Origin of the sequence: Alloalcanivorax balearicus MACL04 (genome assembly GCF_025532145.1) — a bacterium.
Taxonomy (GTDB): domain Bacteria; phylum Pseudomonadota; class Gammaproteobacteria; order Pseudomonadales; family Alcanivoracaceae; genus Alloalcanivorax; species Alloalcanivorax balearicus.
Window position 1 is genome coordinate 1 of record NZ_ARXS01000030.1, and the last position, 17,956, is coordinate 17,956.

The window sequence follows — 17,956 nt, forward strand, 5'->3', positions numbered from 1 at the left end:
AGGTGTCTACTTTTTTGGGGCCGGTCCATCAAAGGCATTGCGATACCGCAAAGGCCATTTGCGTATTCGCACCCCCTGTTTTCTGGAGGATTGTTTGTCTATAAAAACCACAAAGCCACACTCACACGCCGGGCGCGGCCAAGGCCCTTTCAGCACAAGCCTACCCGGCCCCGCGCGCTTTTAACTATTCACTTTTAACTATTCACTTTTAACTGTTCCCTATTCACTGTTCTTCCGGATTTTTTGCACGATGTGCGTGGTGGAAATGTCCTCGACGAAGTCCAGCACTTCCACTTTGCCGCCGTAGGCTTTGACGATGTCAGCGCCGACCACCTGATCGACGGCGTAGTCGCCCCCCTTGACCAGCACATCGGGCTTCACCTTTTCCAATAGCGGTTCAGGGGTGTCGGTATCGAAGGCCACCACATAGTCCACCGCTTCCAGCGCCGCCAGTACCGCCATGCGCCGCTCCAGTGGATTGATGGGGCGGCCGGGGCCTTTGAGGCGGGTGATCGAGGCGTCGCTGTTGACCGCCAGCACCAGACGGTCGCCCAGACGGCGGGCGGAATCCAGGTAACCCACGTGACCGGCATGGATGATGTCGAAGCAGCCGTTGGTGAAGACGATTTTTTCTCCCTGGGCACGGGCGTCCTCGATCGCCACCAGCAATTGCTCCTCGGTCATCACGCCCCGGCCAAGACCGCCGGTCTGGTGCACCGCCCGGCGCAATTCCGGTGCCGACACCACCGCGGTGCCCAGTTTGCCCACCACGATACCGGCGGCAATGTTGGCCAGCGCCACCGCCTCTTCCATGGGACTGCCGGCGGCCAGCGCCACCGCCAGGGTGGAAATCACCGTGTCACCGGCACCGGTAACGTCGAACACTTCCCGGGCACGGGCCGGCAGGTGCAATTCCGGCTTGCCGGCGCGGATCAGCGTCATGCCTTTTTCGCTGCGTGTCACCAACAGCGCTTCCAGGTCCAGACTGGACAGCAGTTCCTGCCCTTTGGCGACCAGGGTTTTCTCGTCCGGCACAGGCCCGACCACCGCTTCCAGCTCCGCCAGATTGGGCGTCAGCAGAGTGGCCCCTCGATAGCGTTCAAAGTCCGTGCCTTTAGGGTCCACCAGTACCGGCACGCCGGCTTGGCGCGCCAGCGCGATCAGTCCCTGACAATCCCGCAGCGCGCCCTTGGCGTAATCGGAGAGCACCAGAGCGCCGCAGTCACGCAGGCCCTGCTCCACCTCGGCGGCGAACGGAGCCGGATCCTCGCCCTGAAACGATTCCTCGAAATCCAGTCTCAGCAATTGCTGTTGACGGCTCACTACCCGCAGCTTGGTGATGGTGGGCAGTCCCGGGATCTTCTGGAAGCGGCTGGTGACCTCGGCCGCGCCGAGCCTCTCCTCAAGCAGACGGGCGGCTTCATCATCACCGGTGACCCCCACCAGAGAGGCCTTGGCGCCCAGCGCGGCCATGTTCAGGGCCACGTTGGCGGCACCACCGGGACGATCCTCGATGTCCGTGACCCGCACCACCGGCACCGGCGCTTCCGGCGAGATGCGCCCGGTGGGCCCATGCCAGTAGCGATCCAGCATGACATCACCGGCCACCAGCACCCGGGCCTGGCCGAAAGGGGGAATTTGCGGGTTGTGCATCACCGTCTCCTCGACGCCACCCTGCGGATGGCGACACAAGCCAATATTTGCCGCGCAGTGTAGCATAGGACACTGTCGGCACTGTCGCCTCCGGCGTCGCCGCCGGTCGCCTACCGGGCTGTGGTTTTTCCCCGGCGCGCTCAGTACACTTCCGACTCGCCAGTGAAGGCGGACAACATGCACGCACGGGCTTTACAGGTTCTTCCTCGACGGGGGACCGGGAGCGATCAACGGGATAAGCATCTATGACGGCATTGCGCCCTAACGTACTGGAAGGCCGGGGACTGCGGCTTTGGTTGACGGTTTCCTTCGCGGTGATGTTCACCGGACCCTTTCTGTTTCATTCCCGGGTCGCCCTTCTCAACGTGGTGGACGTACTGTTCTTTCTGCCGTCACTGACCCTGTTGACCCGAGCCGTGGTCAGCGGCGATCGCCGCTTGCTGCTGTCCCCCTGGCTGGTACCGCTGTACGCCCTGCTCGGCTGGTTGCTGCTGACCATGGCCTGGGCGGATAACGCCAATACCTCCCGCACCGTGCGCGGCGTGGTGGAGATCATCACCCTGGTGGGGATCCTGCGCTGGCTGCATCTGTACTATCGCCACACACTCAAACAGGCGCTGACCAACGCCGCCCTCACCTCCACCGTGCTGCTGGTGGTGATCATGATCAGCTACTACACTACCCAACCCCTGGGCAGTCCCCTGTTTGGTGAGTCAGTACGTTTGATATTCGATCTGCCGCAACCCGGCCCGCTGCTGACCACCATGGCCCTGGTCACGCCCTGTTTCATTCTGCTGGCTCAAGCGGTGGAAGAAGGCATCAACGCCAAAGGCGGACGGCGCGCCGCCGGCGCCCTGGTGGGATTCGGCTTCCTGGTGCTGGTGCAATGGCATACCGGCGTCATGTTGCTGGTGGCGGCGCTGAGCTGGGTACTGCTGCGCGCGGAACAACGGATACTCGGCATGCTTGCCGCGGCGGTGGCGCTGTACCTGTCCCTGGACTTCGAGGTGCTCGGCAACATGAGCCAGTACTTTACTCATCCCTTGTTTGGCAACGGCCTCAGCCAGGAAACCGGTGAATCACTGCTGGTGGGCGTGGACGAGGCGCTGCGGATCATTCCACACCCGGACAATGTCCTGCTGGCGGTAATCCACTCCTCCGGGCTGGTGGGTCTGATTCTATTCATCGCCGCCTGGGCGGTGCCCGCCTGGCGCCTGCCGGACGGTGAACAGAACCTGCGCGAAGGGGCCATCTTCCTGATCGCCGCGGTACCGGGCCTGCTCGCCATGCTGGCGGTGGGCGCCTATCTGCTGGTGCCGTTCCACCCCAGTTGGATGAGCCTGTGGATGCCACTGGCTCTGATGCTGGCCAGCCTCAGTACCCGTGACACCATCCGCCCGCCAGTGCGGCACCCGCAACCCCAGCCGCAGTAACCGCACCATGGCTAAACGTCGACAACGCCCCACGGATCCCCGCGACCCGCGCCTTTGGCCCACACGTGTGGGTCTGGCTCTGTTCTGGCTGATCGGCCAGTTGCCCTGGGACCTGCTGCTGGCGCTGGGGCGCGGCATCGGGCATTTGGGTTGGTGGCTGGCCAGGAAGCGGCGGCATATCGCCCTGACCAATCTGCGTCTGTGCTTTCCCGAACTCTCCGACACCGAGCGGGAAGTGCTGGCCCGGAAAGTGATGGTCAGCACCGGCGAGGCCTTGATGGAGATGGCAGGCAGCTTCCACAACCGCCGCATCGACCTGGGCCAGCGGCTCTCGGTCACCGGCCTGGAGCACCTGGAAGCCGCTCGAGAGCGCGGCCAGGGAGTCCTGCTGCTGGGCATGCACTTCAATTCCATCGACGTCGGCAGCCGCCTGCTCGGCAAATTCTTTACCTTCAGTGTGGTGTATCGCCCCAACGACAACCCCTTGCTGGATCACCTGATCACCGAAGGCCGCGGCACCTGGCTCAAACACTCAGTGGACCGCCGTGACTTGCGGCAAACAGTACGGCTGCTGCGCCAGGGCGAAGTGGTGTGGTATGCCCCGGACCAGGACTACGGCACCGAACACGCCGTGTACGTGCCGTTTTTCGGTGTGCCCGCGGCCACCATCACCTCCACCAGCCGTATCGCCCGTATGGGCAAAGCGGCGGTGATTCCCTGCGCCCATTACCGCCTGCCCGGCGGGCGCTATAAGATCGAATTCGGTGAACCGCTAACCGACTTCCCCAGCGGCAATGACGAAGCCGACACCGCTCTGATCAACCGCACCATCGAGCACTACGTGCGCAAGCATCCCGAGCAGTATTTGTGGGTGCATAAGCGCTTCAAGCATCAGCCCGAGGGGCGGCGTTCGCCGTACTGAGTGGGGGAATCGGACCATGAGCCATCCAGATCAAGATATCATTCCCCGGGTCTTGCACTTCGTTTGGGTCGGTGACGAAAACAAACGCCCGGACAACTGCATCGAGACTTGGCGTGAACTGCACCCGGACTTTGAAATTCGAGTCTGGGGTAACGCAGAGCGGGACAATCTGGATTGGCGATTGAAACGGCACATGGTGGAAATGGCTGAGACCGGGCAGCTCTATGGCGTCGCGGATCTGATGCGCTGGGAGATCCTTGAGCGGCATGGCGGTTTCGCTCTGGATTGCGATTCCATTTGTCTACGGCGCCTTCCGAACTGGCTGTTCCAGTGTGAGGCGTTCACTTGCTGGGAAAACGAACTGGAAAGTCCCGGCCTCGCCGCCAACGGCTATGTGGCCTGCGCGCCCGGCAATCCGCTCCTTCAATATTTGGTGGCACGGCTGGAAAACAGTCCTCATCTGGCCTGGCGCCCACGCAAATGGTACCAACGCAAACGCAAACGCTTTTCCGCCTGGAAAACCACAGGCCCGCTGGCATGGACCAATGCCATCCGTGATTTGGAATACACCAACCTGACCATTTTGCCGAGTCACTTTTTCTGCCCTCGACACCCTTCCGGGCGCATTTATCGAGGCCCCGGCCCAGTGTATTGCGACCAGCTCTTCGGCAGTACCGGCGAATCCATTTACGAGACTCTCCACCAAAGCACGCCGGAGGCATTGCGTCAGTGGGTTCGCCAACAACGGGATAAGAACCAATGACCTCCTCTCGTTCCGATCTGCTGGTTCTCACCCATGACTATCGCAGCATTCCGATTCCGGAGGCCCTGGAAGCGCTGCGCGATCATGCCGGCGCAACGATCGTGGCGCTGAATCGGCGACAGGTTGGATGGTTACCCTGGAGCCTGCGCCGCCTGCGTGCCCACCGATACCGCAAGGTTCTGCTGGATCTGCCGTTCAAACATGTTCATGGCGCCGGTTCTTGCCTGAGCAAGCTCAACAACCTCCATATCTACGAAGAAGACGCTTGCCAGGATGGTCTGCCACGCTCCAAATGGTACGGACGATTTGCCGACTTCTACCGCCAGGTGGCACCGCGCCAGGTCATCGTGACCGGCCATATCACCGCCCAACGCTTGCAACAAAAGGACGTGCCGGCGGTCTTCGTCCCCAAGGGATACGCCGCGCGCAACACGGGTTTGCTCGATCTGGAACGGGACGTTGAAGTGGGCTTTATCGGGCGTGTGCGCTCCGAGGTGTACCGCGAACGAGCAGAGCTTCTGGAGGCCGCCGAAACTAGTCTGGGTTGCCGCTTGCTAAGAACGGAAAACGACGATGAGTATCGGCGCACTTTGAACCGCATTCGTTTCTTTTTCAGCGCCGACAAAGGACTGGGCGAGTACATGGCGAAGAACTTCGAAGCCATGGCCTGCGGCTGCATTCTGGTCGCCTACCGGCAAGGCGAAGGCGAGGAGCACGCACTAGGACTGCATGATGGGGGAAATTGTCTTCTCTATGAATCTTTGGACGAAGCCGCGGACAAACTTGAACGGATCCGCCAGGATCCCGCTGCCCTGAGCACTCTGCAGGCCCGCTCGCTCGCACTCATTAAGCAATTCTCCCATTACGAAATGGGTAAACGGATCGCCGCACACTTATGACCACTCAGCCTTCCTTTCGTCTTAGCGGCTCCGCCGCCCATCTCATGGTAGCCTGGCTGACCCTGTCTTTTTTCATGTTTTCCGGCGCCGTGCTTTTGACACCTTCGCTGGGCACTCTGGGCCATGCACTGAAACCGGTGTTTTTTCTACCCGCATTGATTCTTTTGGTTCGCTATTATCGGCGTACACCAAGCGACCTCTTCGATGGCCTCAACCTGGCATTACTGGCGTTTTTCTTTCTCGGACTGATATCACTATTCTGGGTCTCGGAACCCAGATGGACGCGAATGACGCACGCCATGCTGCAAATTGCCTTACTCTTCCTCTCCTGCAGGGTTCTTGGTCAACATTACCGACCGCTATTGGCTCAGGCGCTGGTTCTGTCCGCCATGCTGACAGCTGTTGTCGCCGGCGTGGTCATGGTGCTGTTTTACCGGGCCAATCCGCTGATGCTGCCACTTTATGAGGTCCGCACAGGGCTGGAAGGCCTGATTCCCAACACCAATCAGCTCATCGCCACCATGACGATGATGGCCCCGACCTTTATTCTCGCTGGCGCTCTGGTGGCGGAACAACGATCAGGAAGGCGGATACTGCTTACCCTGGGTTTGGCGATCTGTGCGCTGTTCCTGGTTGCTCTGCAAAGGCGAACCGGTTTGGTGGCCTTGATCGGCGGTGGCGTGGCCTTGATTCTACTCACCCGTAGCAAACGCATCATGCTGGCCCTGGTAGCAGTAATTATCGCCACCAGCTATTTCATCATCACCGATGCCAATCACTATATCAGTCGCGGGGACTCGGAAAGAATCGCGGTATGGTTGTCCTATCTGGAGCTCGCCGGCCATCACCCCTGGTTCGGACATGGCCTGAGTGACAACATCCCCACCATCACTCCGGAGCAGTCCCCTATTCTGCCCTATGCGGTCTTTCACCCGCACAACATCTTGTTATCTCTGTTCTATTATCTTGGAGCAGCGGGTCTGGTGGTGTTCGCGGTTTTTTTCATCATACTCTTGCGTCGGCTGCTGATTAGTCGGGCGGTATTCGAACACAAGAATCTGGTTTTTCTCGCCCCTCTGGCGCCGGGGCTGATCACGCTGATGTTCGATGGAGAAAAAGTGATTACGCCTTTTTGGCCGAACTGGAACTGCTTTTGGATTCCCCTGGCTCTGGCGGCGGCGACATTGGCGCGAACTGCTTCCAGTTCGCCCGAAAGCGACGCATCTCACGCTGCCCCTTGCGGCGAGAACGGCGCTGCCAACGACTGAATCCGGCACCGTCCAGGTCGATCCAGTGAATATGCTCCGAGGCATCCACCAAAACGTTCTGCGCTTTGGTATCACCATGCCAGAACCCAGCGGCATGAAGTCTTTCCAGCCAGCACTCGGCTTGCGGCGCGATACGATGCGCCCGGGGCGGATCCCGCTCCATCAGGTGACTCAACGCCACGCCTTCCACACGAGGAAAGGCAATCACCGCCTGGGCATCGCGACGCCTTAGCAGCATGACGGGACGCGGCGTCGGTATGCCCAACAACGCCCAAGTCCAGCCCATCAGCCAGGACACATCGGCTCTGCCACGAAACCAACGCTGTTTCAGACGTGCCTTCCAACTGGTATCGCGGTAGTGCTTGATCACCCAATGTTCATCGCCATGAACACTGATACGGCTGCCCTTTTTTATTAATGGCAGAGAATCCGGCGCCACCAACGCTCTGGCCAGCGCCGTTTTTTCTTCCTCTGGCAAAGCACGTTGCACAAGCCAGTCACCATGCTCGTCGCTATGGCTGGCAATAGCCGACGATGCCCGGCGCCATTTCCTCAGAGCACTGGCGATCCGCCGCCCGGAATGGCGATGTACCCGGGCTTTCAAGCCGGCTGACGGCAGCCCTCGTTCACTCAAAGCACCCGCCACCCGATTCAGCAAAGTGTCACGCAAATCCAAGGGGGCCTGGGCACAAAACAGCGCCAGGTTATCGAGGATAGCTCCCGGCCGGCGCCAACCTTCAGGCAGGGTGTCAATATCACCCGCATCAAGAATCAGCGCTTGCCGGCCGTCAAACAGAAAGTTATCCAAATGCAAATCGCGCTGGCGCCAACCGGCTTGATACAACCCAAATACGCTGTCCAGCAGAGCCGGCATCACCTGGTCTTCCTGGTGACGAAGGGCGGCACCCGCAGGCTCACCTTCACACCATCGGGTCAACGCCACCGTGCCATCGTTCAACTGGTACAGCCCCAGAGGCTGAGGGGAGGGCAGACCAGCGGCGAGGAGCGCCTTTTGCCGCTCCTGCTCCGACTCCGCCTTATCAGCGTCCAGCAGGAAAAACAGTTTGGCGAACACCGTATCTCCACGCCAGCGGGCCCTCACTGCTAGACGTCGCCCCGGCAAATGACGAAGGACCTGGTCCACTCGCAGAGCCTCGTCACCAATCATCAAGGTGAACTTCATCAGTTCACCCCACTGATATCCGGATAGCTCAGCCAGCGTCAATATGGATTCAGGATGCATTGCGCATCCTCTTGAACAAACAGGAGACAAAACGCCGGACATAACGAGGTGTCAGCGCCTGACGTGGATCGGCACACAGCGCGATCAAGAAAAAGCGCCTTACCAAATCCGGATATCCACCCTTCTCCGCCAGCTTCAGTAACGACAACGCCCGCCTTGCCCGATACGCCCGGCGGTATTCGCCAGCCCAGAGAGGCAAACCGTTCCCTTCGAAAATATAGCGCTCCAAAGACATCCCGACTTTCATCGCGGCATCCACATCATTGCGCATACTGCCTGCGTGCTTATGAATCACCACCAGCGGTTCCGGCGTCACTGCCACATCGTAATTGGCCAAAATATGTGCAAACACCGGGATGTCCTCAGTATGACGAAGGGTCGATTCATAGGTGACAGTGGTGAAGAGATCGCGATGCATGGCACAGGCGCCATTGGAAATCCCTATCTTCTTACTCAGATAATCCCGAAAATTCGCCTCCCTTGTCGTACTCACCCGAGGTGCGGAAACCCGCTCCCGAACTCCTGTGGTATCTGTCTCGTGGGCGCCGATGATCAGACGGGCCGAAGGGTGGGTTTCGATCGCGTTCTGCAATGCTTGCAGGGCGCCTGGGCACATTTCGTCATCAGCATCCAGAAAGATCAGCCAATCGGTGCCAGCCTCATCGACGCCCCGATTACGCACTGCTGCCAGCCCCTTGTTTTGCTGATGAAAGCATCGCAAGCCCGCTCCAGACGCCTCTTGCAGCCCTGCCATTACCTTGGCTGTATTGTCGGTGGACCCATCGTCAATCACCAGCACTTCAAAATGCGCATAGTCCTGGGCCATCACCGACTTCACCGCCCTTTCCAGGCAATGGCCGTAGTTGTAGGCCGGAATGACCACCGAAAACGCCGCGCTCATGGTCAGATGTCCTTTCCCGGATGCTCGGCGAACGGCAACGGAAACGCTGGTGTTTTTTCGAAGTAGCGCTGATAGATGCGCTCGCCCTCGCGGCGACTGGCATCCAGTAGCGGCGTCTTGTCGCTGAGCGCTTCCCGTAACGGCATGTCGGTGTAGATCCGTACGAAGCGCAGCACATCGCGCCGGGTCAGAAAAAAGCGGGCGGTGGAGAAATACAAGCCGCCCAGATCCTTGACCCGCCAGCGACGCGGCACCCGCCCGCGCACCTGGGAGCGGTGCAGGTCAATCAGATACAGCGGCGCGGTGGCATCGTGCGCGGCGGCGGCATCCCTGGGCATCAGGAAATGCCCCAGGTAGAAATCACGATGGTTCACACCGGCATCGTGCATGCGTTTGGCAATCTCCGCCACACGCCGGATCAGCGCCCATTTAAAAGCCGCCGGCGGCGGGTTGTCGCGCCAGGTTTCGCCGAGCTCTTCCAGGCTCACGGTGTCCAGCAATTCCTCGGTGACCAGGAAACTTTGCCGTGATGCCGGGTTAAGGCCGCGCTCGCCATAGCCGACGACGGTGAGCGTATCCAGCCCGGCTTCCGCCACCCGGCGAATGGCGCGCACTTCCGACATAGCGCCAAGGATCGGCAGTTTGGCCTGGGTCAGATTCTTGAGGATTTCACCCCAGCCGATGCCCCCATGGTACTTGAGAAAATAATGCCCGCGCCCGGTCTGGAAACGCAGTGTGCGGCGCCCCTCCCGTTCCCGGAACACCTCCCCCTGTTGGCGGGCGGCCTGCTCGAACGGGTCTTCGCCGCGCCAGGCCTCGGCCAGATCGTCACGCAGATACAGCGTCATGAAGACTTCCTTGGATGGCGTTCGATGGCGTCCACCGCGTGACGCACCAGATGGTAGATATCCGCGCTCTCGGCGAACGCCCTGCCACGCTGACGCCATTGGTCCCGTGACGTGGCCATCAGTGCCTTAACATCGGTGGCCGAGGGTTCGGCGCTGACCTTGCCCATGTTCGCCCGCTCGATATAGGGCGCGTAGCCGCAAACCGGGGTGGTCAGCACCGGCAAGCCGGCCACCGCCGCTTCCAGCAATACCGTGCCGGTATTCTCCGCATAGGCGGGATGGACCAGCAGGTCCGCGCTCCACAGCCACTCCGCCACGTTATCCTGACCGCCCATGAAGTGCACACGGTCCCGCACCCCCAGACGGCGGGCACGGCGCAGGTAAGGCGCCGGGTTATCATCTCCCACCACATACAAAGGGATCCGCTCCGGCAAATCCGGCAGCAACGCGATGGCGCGATCCAATCCCTTGGTGCGAAAACCGGAACCGACGAACAGCAACATCGGCGTGTCCCCGGCCAGCCCCAGCCCGGCTCGCAGGCGTTGGCGGCAAGAGGCATAGTCTTCCGGCAGAATGCGGTCACGGCGGATGCCCGGCGGCAAATCCACGAAGCGCTCGCCGGCGGTGCCGTAGTGGCGTTGGTACAAGGCTCGCTGAGGCGGAGAAATAGAAAGGATCCGTGTGCCGACGTCCGCCCCGAACACCGCGGCTTCCTTGGCCAGTTTGTCGCGGTAGCGGGAAAGCCAGCGCCGCGCGCCCCGATAACGGGCCGCCAGGCAGCCATCGGCGGCGTAATACCAATCCAGTCCCGGCATTTTGTTGAAACCCACCACGCTGTCGAAGCCTTCCAGTCGGTCCCGCACCTGCCGGGCGAAGCGATCGTCGCGAACATGGTTCATGCCGTCGTGCACCGGCAAGGTTTCCACCGCCAGCCCCGGTTCCGGCTCACCGTGCCAAGCGCGGGTGAACACTGTGACCTCCTGGCCCCGGGACTGTGCCTCCCGGGCGATGGCGAGCATGTCCCGCTGCAGGCCCCCATAGGGGAAATATTCAAACAACAGGAAGGCCAGCTTCATGGATCCGTGACCTCCAGCAGCCGCTGCCACACCCACTGCGGTTTGAGACTGCTGAAGCAGGGTGGCTCCACCCCTTTGCCGAGGCTGCCCCGATAGGTGCATTTCTCTTGCACACAGGGCGCGCAGGGGAATTCCGCGCCCAGGGACTGGGCGCGGCTGCCCCAGACACCGGTCAGCCGCGGGTCGGTGGGGCCGTACAGCGCTACTCCGGGCATGCCGGTGGCGGCGGCCAGGTGAGCCAGTCCAGTGTCGACGGCAATGAAAGCATCCCAGCCGAGGAATCGTTCGGTGAGCGCCTCCAATGACAGACGCGGCAGCACTCGCGCGCCGGGCACGCCGCGAACCAGCCGTTCCGCCCGGCGTTTCTCGGCTTCATCGCCCCAGGGCAGGTGCACACGGTGTCCGGCCTCATCGGCCCATTCGACCAGTTCGCGCCAGAACGCTTCGGGGTAGTGCTTGGTGGGCCAGGTGGTGCCGTGGCAAAACACCAGATTCGCTCCCGGAGTCAGTAGAGAGCGCGGCTCCTGTTGCCTGTGCAAACCGTAATCCGGGGCGCTGTCCGGTGTGGTGTAGCCGAACACGCGGGCGAACAATTCCCGCACCCGGCTGACCGCGTGTCCGCCACGGGGAATGGGTAAAGGATGATCCAATACACGCGCCGACAAGGCCTCCCGGGCGGAGGTGCGATCAAGGCCGTACTTGGGCCCTCGCGCCAGCCGTGTCAGGAAAGCGCTCTTGATCAGTCCCTGGGCATCGATTACCGCATCGTATTCGGTAGCCTGAAGGCGTGCTCTGAAACCGCCCCATTCACCGCTGCGGCGAGCCCTCAAAGGGTGGCGGCGCCAGCGGCGCAAGGCACAGGGCAACACCTGCTCCACCGCCGGGTGCCGACCCGCCAGATCCGCAAAGGCTTCTTCCACCACCCAGTCCACACGCAATCCGGGCACCACCGCCTGGGCGTCGGTCAACGCCGGCAGGGTGTGGATAACGTCCCCCATGGACGAGGTTTTGATCAGCAGAACACGCATGTGCTTCCTGGTATTAACAGTCGCCCGCCATCATAACGGCTGCTTGGGGCCGGTTCATGCTCTTTACCGAAAAGATCGTGAACTTAGACCTTTAGCGATAGTGCAGTTTACGAGCCAGCCAGCGGGCGAGAATTTTGCCATCCTCGCTGAGATGGCCGGTGTCCAGGTAATACTTGAGAAACCGGAGTTGATCGCGGCGGCTGACATTTTTGCTGCGGCGCGCCAGGCTTTCCAAATCGCGGAACAGGTGCCGGAATCCGGTGAACAGGTGGGTCTTTTCCAAATCGATGAAACGGACGTCGAACCGCTCCAGTGCCGGCCGCCAAGCCACGAAGACATGCTTGGGGTAGAGATTGCGATGGGCAAAGCCCCGCAGATGCATGAAACGCAGCGTCATTCCCACGTCTTCCAGCAAACGCCGACGTCGCGCCGCCGGCAGCGCCAGGATATCGATTTGATCGAGACTCTGGAAGCCGTCCAGTCCCAGGCTCACCAGGACATAATGCTCATCACCGTTGTCATCGACGAAGTGATCGAAAAACACCGGCCGCGCCACCGGCACACCCTTTTTCAAGCAGGCGGACAGCGCTCTGAATTCCGTTTCCAGGGTGGCCCGCCCCCGCAGAGGATGGCGCGGAGACCGCCGGCGCTGATTGCACTGGCATTTGATATAGAGGTTGTGACGCAACGCCGTGCCATCGTCCATTTGCAGACGATAGACGTGCATGCTGCCGCCATAGCGCAGGTTGGGTTCATCCATCAGTTCCTTGTCCGGCAACGCCAGCCAGGCAGCGGCGTGATCCAGGCGCCGGCTGATCAGCGCCGGACGCCAGTCCGGATCAATGTATTTCTGGGGTATACGCACCCTCAATCCTCCTTGACGGCCAGGTCCTGCAAAGCGGAGATCACCCGCGCCGGTTCCAGCTGGCGCAAGCAATTGAGGTGACCCAGGGGGCATTCACGCTGGAAACAGGGACTGCAATCCAGTCCCAGACGCACCACCCGCACCGCCGATCCCAGTGGTGGAGTGAAGTCCGGAGAGGTGGAGCCGTAAACCGCCACCAGCGGACGGCCAAGGGCGGCGGCGATGTGCATCAGTCCCGAATCGTTGCTGACCACGGCATCAGTGGCGGACAGCAAATCCACCGCTTGTTCCAGGCTGGTGTTACCGGCCAGCAACTGTACCGACGACCGCTGCGCCCCGGGCAGCGCATCGCGAATGGCTTCCGCCACGGGCAGGTCCTTGCCGGAGCCGAAAATCCAGACCTGGCCGCCGCGAGTACTGATCCAGTCCCGCGCCACCTCGGCGTAGTGGTATTCCGGCCAGCGCTTGGCCGGGCCGAACTCCGCACCGGGGCAAAGCCCGAGCACCGGCACATCCCGATTCAAACCGTGGGCCCGCAGTGCCTGCTCCAGGCTGTCCTCACTGACCACCAGATGCGGCGGAGTGATCGTCTCAAGCGGCGGCGGAGAGGCTTTGGGGGGCGATGCCAGGGCGACAAAGCGCTGCACCATCAAAGGATAGCGCTGCTTATCCAATACCCGGACGTCGTTGAGCAGGCCATGGCGCATCTCGCCACGCCACCCCGTGCGTACCGGCACCCGGGCCCAAAAGGGCACCAACGCGGACTTCAGAGAGTTGGGTAAAACGAAGCATTGATCGTAGCGACCACGCAAGGAGCGACCCAGCTTCCGGCGGGCAGCCAGTTTCAGATCGCCATGGTCGAACGGCAAATCGAGGGGGGCACGTACTTCCGGCATGCGCGATAACAAGGGCCGGCACCAGGCTGGCGCCAGAACATCGATGGCGCAGTCCTGCTGCCGTTGCAATTCGGCGAACAGGGTCTGCGCCATCACCATATCACCCACCCACGAGGGGCCGACGACAAGGATGCGCTGGGATTCGGACATCAGGCGTCAGGCGTCCGTCTTCGCGTCTCAGACCGCGAAGGTGAGCCAGTTCTGGTACTCGTCCAGCTTGCCGCGCACCAGATCGAAGTACACCGCCTGCAACTGCTCGGTGATCGGACCCCGCTTGCCTTCGCCGATGATACGGCCGTCCAGCTCACGGATCGGCGTCACCTCCGCCGCGGTGCCGGTGAAGAAGGCTTCGTCGGCGATGTAGAACTCGTCCCGGGTGAGACGCTTCTCACGGACCTTGTAGCCCCGTTCCTCGGCCAGTTGGATGATGGTCTTGCGGGTGATGCCGTCCAGACAGGAAGTCAGTTCCGGGGTGTACAGCACCTTGTCACGGATCAGGAACACGTTCTCACCGGAACCTTCGGCCACATAGCCTTCGTTATCCAGCAGCAGGGCTTCATCGGCACCACCGGAGAGGGCCTCGTTCAACGCCAGCATGGAGTTCATGTAGCTGCCGGAAGACTTCGCCTTGCACATGGTGATGTTCACATGGTGGCGGGTGTAGCTGGAGGTACGCACCTTGATACCCAGCTCCAGCGCTTCCGGAGACATGTAGGACGGCCATTCCCAGGCGGCCACGGCAACATGCACATTAAGGCCGGCGGCGCGCAGGCCCATGCCTTCGCTTCCGTAGAACACCAGCGGACGCAAATAAGCGTGGGGAAGCTTGTTTTCCCGGACCACGTCGATTTGCGCCTGGTTGATCACATCCTTGGCGTACGGCACCTTCATGTTGAGAATATGCGCGCTGTTGAAGAGCCGGTCCGTGTGCTCCCGCAGGCGGAAGATAGCCGGGCCCTTGTCGGTCTCGTAGGCCCGCACGCCTTCGAACACGCCCATGCCGTAATGCAGGGAGTGCGTCAGCACGTGCACCTTGGCATCACGCCAGGGCACCAGTTTACCATCCAGCCAGATAACACCATCTCTATCAGCCATGGACATGGCGGTCATTCTCCCAGAACTATGACCCGTGGAAGCGTGCCTTGCCGGGCACGTCTATTCTTCGAGGTCGAACCATTGCTTCCAAATCGCACGAACCCCCTCCCGCAAATCACGGAATTCGGCATCGTCGACGATGGATTTCTCTTTGCGCAGCGAGGCGCGATGAGCCGCTGACCGGTAGGCCAGGTAGGCTTCCCTTAACAATCCGGCGTCCTGCGCCGGCATCAGTTCCAGAGCGGCAAGTGTTTCCAGCAACCGCACATTATCGGTGAAGCGGGTCAGTTCACCGTGGGAGGAGGCCCATCTGAGTACGCCATATTGCACCATAAATTCGATATCAACGATACCTCCAGGATCCTGCTTGAGGTGGAAATGGCCTTCCTTCCCCGATCCCAGGTGCGTCACCATGCGTTCGCGCATGGCCAGAACATCATCACGCAGGCCCTGTGAATCACGCGGCTGGCACAGCACCTGATGACGAATCGCGTCGAACGCCTGGCGCGCCCGATTGCAACCGGCCACCACCCGGGCCCGCACCAGAGCCTGATGTTCCCAGGTCCAGGCATCCTGAGTCTGATACTTTTCGAACGCGGTCATGGCTGACACCAGCAAGCCGGACTTACCGCTGGGACGCAGCCGCATATCCACTTCGTAAAGCTGACCGCTCATGGTACGGGTGGACAGGATGTGAACGATGCGCTGCCCCAGGCGGGCGTAGAACTGCTCGTTGGAGACCGGTTTGTCACCGTCGGTATTACCGCCGGGGGCGGCATCGTGCAAGAACACCAGGTCCAGATCCGAGTTATGGCCCAGTTCGATGCCGCCGAGCTTGCCGTAGCCCACCACCACGAAATCCGGATCGCAGGGTTGGCCACTGTCCCGGGACGGCTTGCCGTGGCGTTCCACCAACGGCTCCCAGGCCAGCATCACCACCTGATTGAGAATGCTCTCCGCCAGCCAGGTGAGATAATCGCTCACCTTCATCAGCGGCAGCACCTGGGTCACTTCGGACGCCGCCACCCTCAGCAAGTGAGCCTGCTTGAAGTTCCTCAGCACCTCCATCTGCTGCTCGAGGTCGTCCTCCGCCACTCTCAGCAATTGCTGGCGCAACTCATCGTCCAGCTCAGTCCGGGCGGGCGGCGAATACAACGTGCCCACGTCCAGCAACTCATCCAGCAACACCGGGTGGCGCGCCAGCCTTTCGGCGATCCAGGGGCTGGCGCCGGACAGTTTCACCAACTGGGTCAGGGCACCGGGATTTTCCACCAGCAGCGCGATGTAGGCACTGCGCCGCAGTACCGCTTCGATAAAGGCCACCAGCCGTGCCGCGGTGACCGCGCCGTGGCCCTGATAGCCCAGGCCCTCCAGCAGCAACGGCATCAACCGGTCGAGACGGTCGCGGCCGATACGCTGCATGTTCTCCACCGCCCGGCTCTCACGCAGCTCATGAATCAGATCGTGGACCTGCTCCGCCTCCTGAATGCCCATGTTCGCCAGGGTGGCGATGGCCGCTTCGGGCTCCAGCCTCCCCTGCCAGACATCCACCAGATCCTGATCGCTCTGGCGCTCGTCGGATTCCTGTTCGGGATCGGCGATCACCTGGCTGAAGTGGAAGCGCACCCGTTCCCGGTGGCGGCGCAAGCTGCGTTCGAATACGCGCCGTGAGGAAAACCCCATGGCAAAGGTCAGCCGCTCCCAGCCGGCTTCGTCGTCGGGCAGACGCTGGGTTTGCCGGTCCGCCACCGCCTGCAGCCGGTGCTCCACATCACGCAGGAACACATAGGCGTCCCGCAATTCCTCCACCACATCCTCGGGCAACAGACCCTGCTCGAGCAGCAGCGGCAGCACCTGGATCAGGTTGGGCTGGCGCAGCGCCGGTAACTGACCGCCACGGATCAACTGGAATGCCTGAACGATGAATTCCACTTCACGAATACCGCCGGCGCCGAGCTTGACGTCCGCCTGCATCCCCTTGCGGTTCACTTCCCGCTCGATCAGGGATTTCATTTCGCGCAGAGACTGGAATGCGCCGTAATCGATGTAACGGCGATAGACAAAGGGGTTGAGGCGCTCCACCAGGCGGGCGCCGGCCTGCGGATCGCCCGCTACCGGGCGCATCTTGATCAGCGCGTAGCGTTCCCATTCCCGGCCCTGGGTTTCGTAGTAGCTTTCCATGGCGTCAAAGCCCACCGCCAGGGCACCGCTCTTGCCCCAGGGACGCAACCGCATGTCCACACGGAACACGAAACCGTCGGCGGTGGTCTGATCCAGCGCCTTGATCAGTTGCTGGCCGAGGCGCTGGAAAAACTGGTGGTAGCTGAGCGCACGCCGCTCGCCTTCCAGCTCGCCTTCATGTTCATAGGCGAAGATCAGATCGATGTCGGAGGACAGATTCAGTTCCCGCGCGCCCAGCTTGCCCATGGCGAACACCACCAGCTTCACCGGCTGCCCGTCCGGCCCCGTCGGTGTGCCCTCACGGGCCCGGGCCCAGTCGTAAAGCTGCTCCAGGGCGCAGGAAATCAGGGTATCGGCCAACAGGGACAGATCCGCCACGGTGCTGTGGTAGTCGCCCTGTCCGGCCAGATCCCGCCAGATGATGCGAGCCATATGGCGCTGCCGCAGCCGCCGCAGCACCTGTTTCAACTCATCCTCGCCGGCACAGGCGGCCACCGCCCGTTGCACCTGAGCAACCAGGGACATCGCGTCCAGACGCTGATTCAGGGAGTGTTCAAGCAACCAGGGCCCCAGCTCACCGTCACGAATGAAGTGTTCCGCCACGAAGTCGGAACCCGCCCAGACTTTGGGCAGATCGGCGAGCAGAGCGTCAGGCAGGGTATGGCCCGCCTCCTGAAACCGTTGCCAATGCTGGCCAACCAGCTGGGCAAGGTCATCGGGCAGGCCGGAATAGTCCGGTTCTGTCATGGGTGGTATTGTCCACGGCCTCGAAACATAACGAAAGACCAGGGACGACATACCGATGGTCGGTCACGGTGCTCCCCCGGGATGCACCGGCCTCGTCCCCGCCCTCCTCCTCGGCCTGAATGCCATGCATCCCGACCA

Annotated in this window: 14 protein-coding genes; 5 read left to right on the top strand and 9 right to left on the bottom strand. The window is 61.6% G+C overall.

The window, feature by feature from the left end; translation table 11 throughout:
* Positions 1 to 219 precede the first annotated feature (219 nt).
* Positions 220 to 1,653, bottom strand: coding sequence for a bifunctional D-glycero-beta-D-manno-heptose-7-phosphate kinase/D-glycero-beta-D-manno-heptose 1-phosphate adenylyltransferase HldE (gene hldE / locus MA04_RS18575; RefSeq protein ID WP_163123124.1), 1,434 nt, complete (start codon positions 1,651 to 1,653; stop codon positions 220 to 222).
* Between the two features lie 245 nt (positions 1,654 to 1,898).
* Between hldE and MA04_RS18580 the strand changes: the two genes are divergently transcribed.
* From MA04_RS18580 to MA04_RS18600, 5 genes are all read left to right on the top strand, one after another.
* The gene (locus MA04_RS18580) at positions 1,899 to 3,086 is read left to right on the top strand and encodes a hypothetical protein (protein ID WP_262462104.1); all 1,188 of its coding nucleotides are present in this window, start codon (positions 1,899 to 1,901) and stop codon (positions 3,084 to 3,086) included.
* 7 nt (positions 3,087 to 3,093) lie between these two features.
* The gene (lpxL, locus tag MA04_RS18585; RefSeq protein ID WP_262462106.1) at positions 3,094 to 4,008 is read left to right on the top strand and encodes an LpxL/LpxP family Kdo(2)-lipid IV(A) lauroyl/palmitoleoyl acyltransferase; all 915 of its coding nucleotides are present in this window, start codon (positions 3,094 to 3,096) and stop codon (positions 4,006 to 4,008) included.
* Positions 4,009 to 4,024: 16 nt separating this feature from the next.
* Positions 4,025 to 4,771: a glycosyltransferase family 32 protein gene (locus MA04_RS18590; protein WP_262462108.1), complete on the top strand. Its 747-nt coding sequence runs from the start codon at positions 4,025 to 4,027 to the stop codon at positions 4,769 to 4,771.
* Positions 4,768 to 5,670: a glycosyltransferase gene (locus MA04_RS18595; RefSeq protein WP_262462110.1), complete on the top strand. Its 903-nt coding sequence runs from the start codon at positions 4,768 to 4,770 to the stop codon at positions 5,668 to 5,670. The genes MA04_RS18590 and MA04_RS18595 overlap by 4 nt, the downstream gene beginning before the upstream one ends.
* 74 nt (positions 5,671 to 5,744) lie before the next feature.
* The gene (locus MA04_RS18600; RefSeq protein ID WP_262462112.1) at positions 5,745 to 6,938 is read left to right on the top strand and encodes an O-antigen ligase family protein; all 1,194 of its coding nucleotides are present in this window, start codon (positions 5,745 to 5,747) and stop codon (positions 6,936 to 6,938) included.
* Between the two features lie 1,232 nt (positions 6,939 to 8,170).
* Here MA04_RS18600 and MA04_RS18605 read toward each other — a convergent pair.
* The 8 genes from MA04_RS18605 to glnE form a co-directional block, all read right to left on the bottom strand.
* Positions 8,171 to 9,082 carry a glycosyltransferase family 2 protein gene (locus MA04_RS18605; RefSeq protein WP_262462114.1) on the bottom strand — a complete coding sequence of 304 codons (912 nt, stop codon included), beginning with the start codon at positions 9,080 to 9,082 and terminating at the stop codon, positions 8,171 to 8,173.
* 2 nt (positions 9,083 to 9,084) lie between these two features.
* Complete coding sequence (gene rfaP / locus MA04_RS18610; RefSeq protein WP_262462116.1) at positions 9,085 to 9,930, bottom strand: lipopolysaccharide core heptose(I) kinase RfaP; 846 nt, start codon at positions 9,928 to 9,930, stop codon at positions 9,085 to 9,087.
* On the bottom strand, positions 9,927 to 11,006 hold the full coding sequence (locus MA04_RS18615; RefSeq protein ID WP_262462118.1) for a glycosyltransferase family 4 protein: 1,080 nt from the start codon (positions 11,004 to 11,006) through the stop codon (positions 9,927 to 9,929). The genes rfaP and MA04_RS18615 overlap by 4 nt, the downstream gene beginning before the upstream one ends.
* Positions 11,003 to 12,034: a lipopolysaccharide heptosyltransferase I gene (gene waaC, locus MA04_RS18620; protein ID WP_262462120.1), complete on the bottom strand. Its 1,032-nt coding sequence runs from the start codon at positions 12,032 to 12,034 to the stop codon at positions 11,003 to 11,005. Before waaC ends, MA04_RS18615 begins: the two co-directional genes overlap by 4 nt.
* Positions 12,035 to 12,125: 91 nt before the next feature.
* A complete protein-coding gene (locus MA04_RS18625; RefSeq protein WP_262462123.1) occupies positions 12,126 to 12,899 on the bottom strand; it encodes a lipopolysaccharide kinase InaA family protein in 774 nt (257 codons plus the stop codon).
* A gap of 2 nt (positions 12,900 to 12,901) precedes the next feature.
* Entirely contained in the window at positions 12,902 to 13,945 is a 1,044-nt protein-coding gene (gene waaF / locus MA04_RS18630) for a lipopolysaccharide heptosyltransferase II (RefSeq protein ID WP_262462125.1), read from the bottom strand.
* 27 nt (positions 13,946 to 13,972) lie between these two features.
* Complete coding sequence (locus tag MA04_RS18635) at positions 13,973 to 14,896, bottom strand: branched-chain amino acid transaminase (protein ID WP_022997182.1); 924 nt, start codon at positions 14,894 to 14,896, stop codon at positions 13,973 to 13,975.
* A gap of 54 nt (positions 14,897 to 14,950) precedes the next feature.
* Positions 14,951 to 17,818 (bottom strand): bifunctional [glutamate--ammonia ligase]-adenylyl-L-tyrosine phosphorylase/[glutamate--ammonia-ligase] adenylyltransferase, encoded by a 2,868-nt coding sequence (gene glnE, locus MA04_RS18640; RefSeq protein WP_163123102.1) that lies wholly within the window; start codon positions 17,816 to 17,818, stop codon positions 14,951 to 14,953.
* Positions 17,819 to 17,956: the final 138 nt, after the last annotated feature.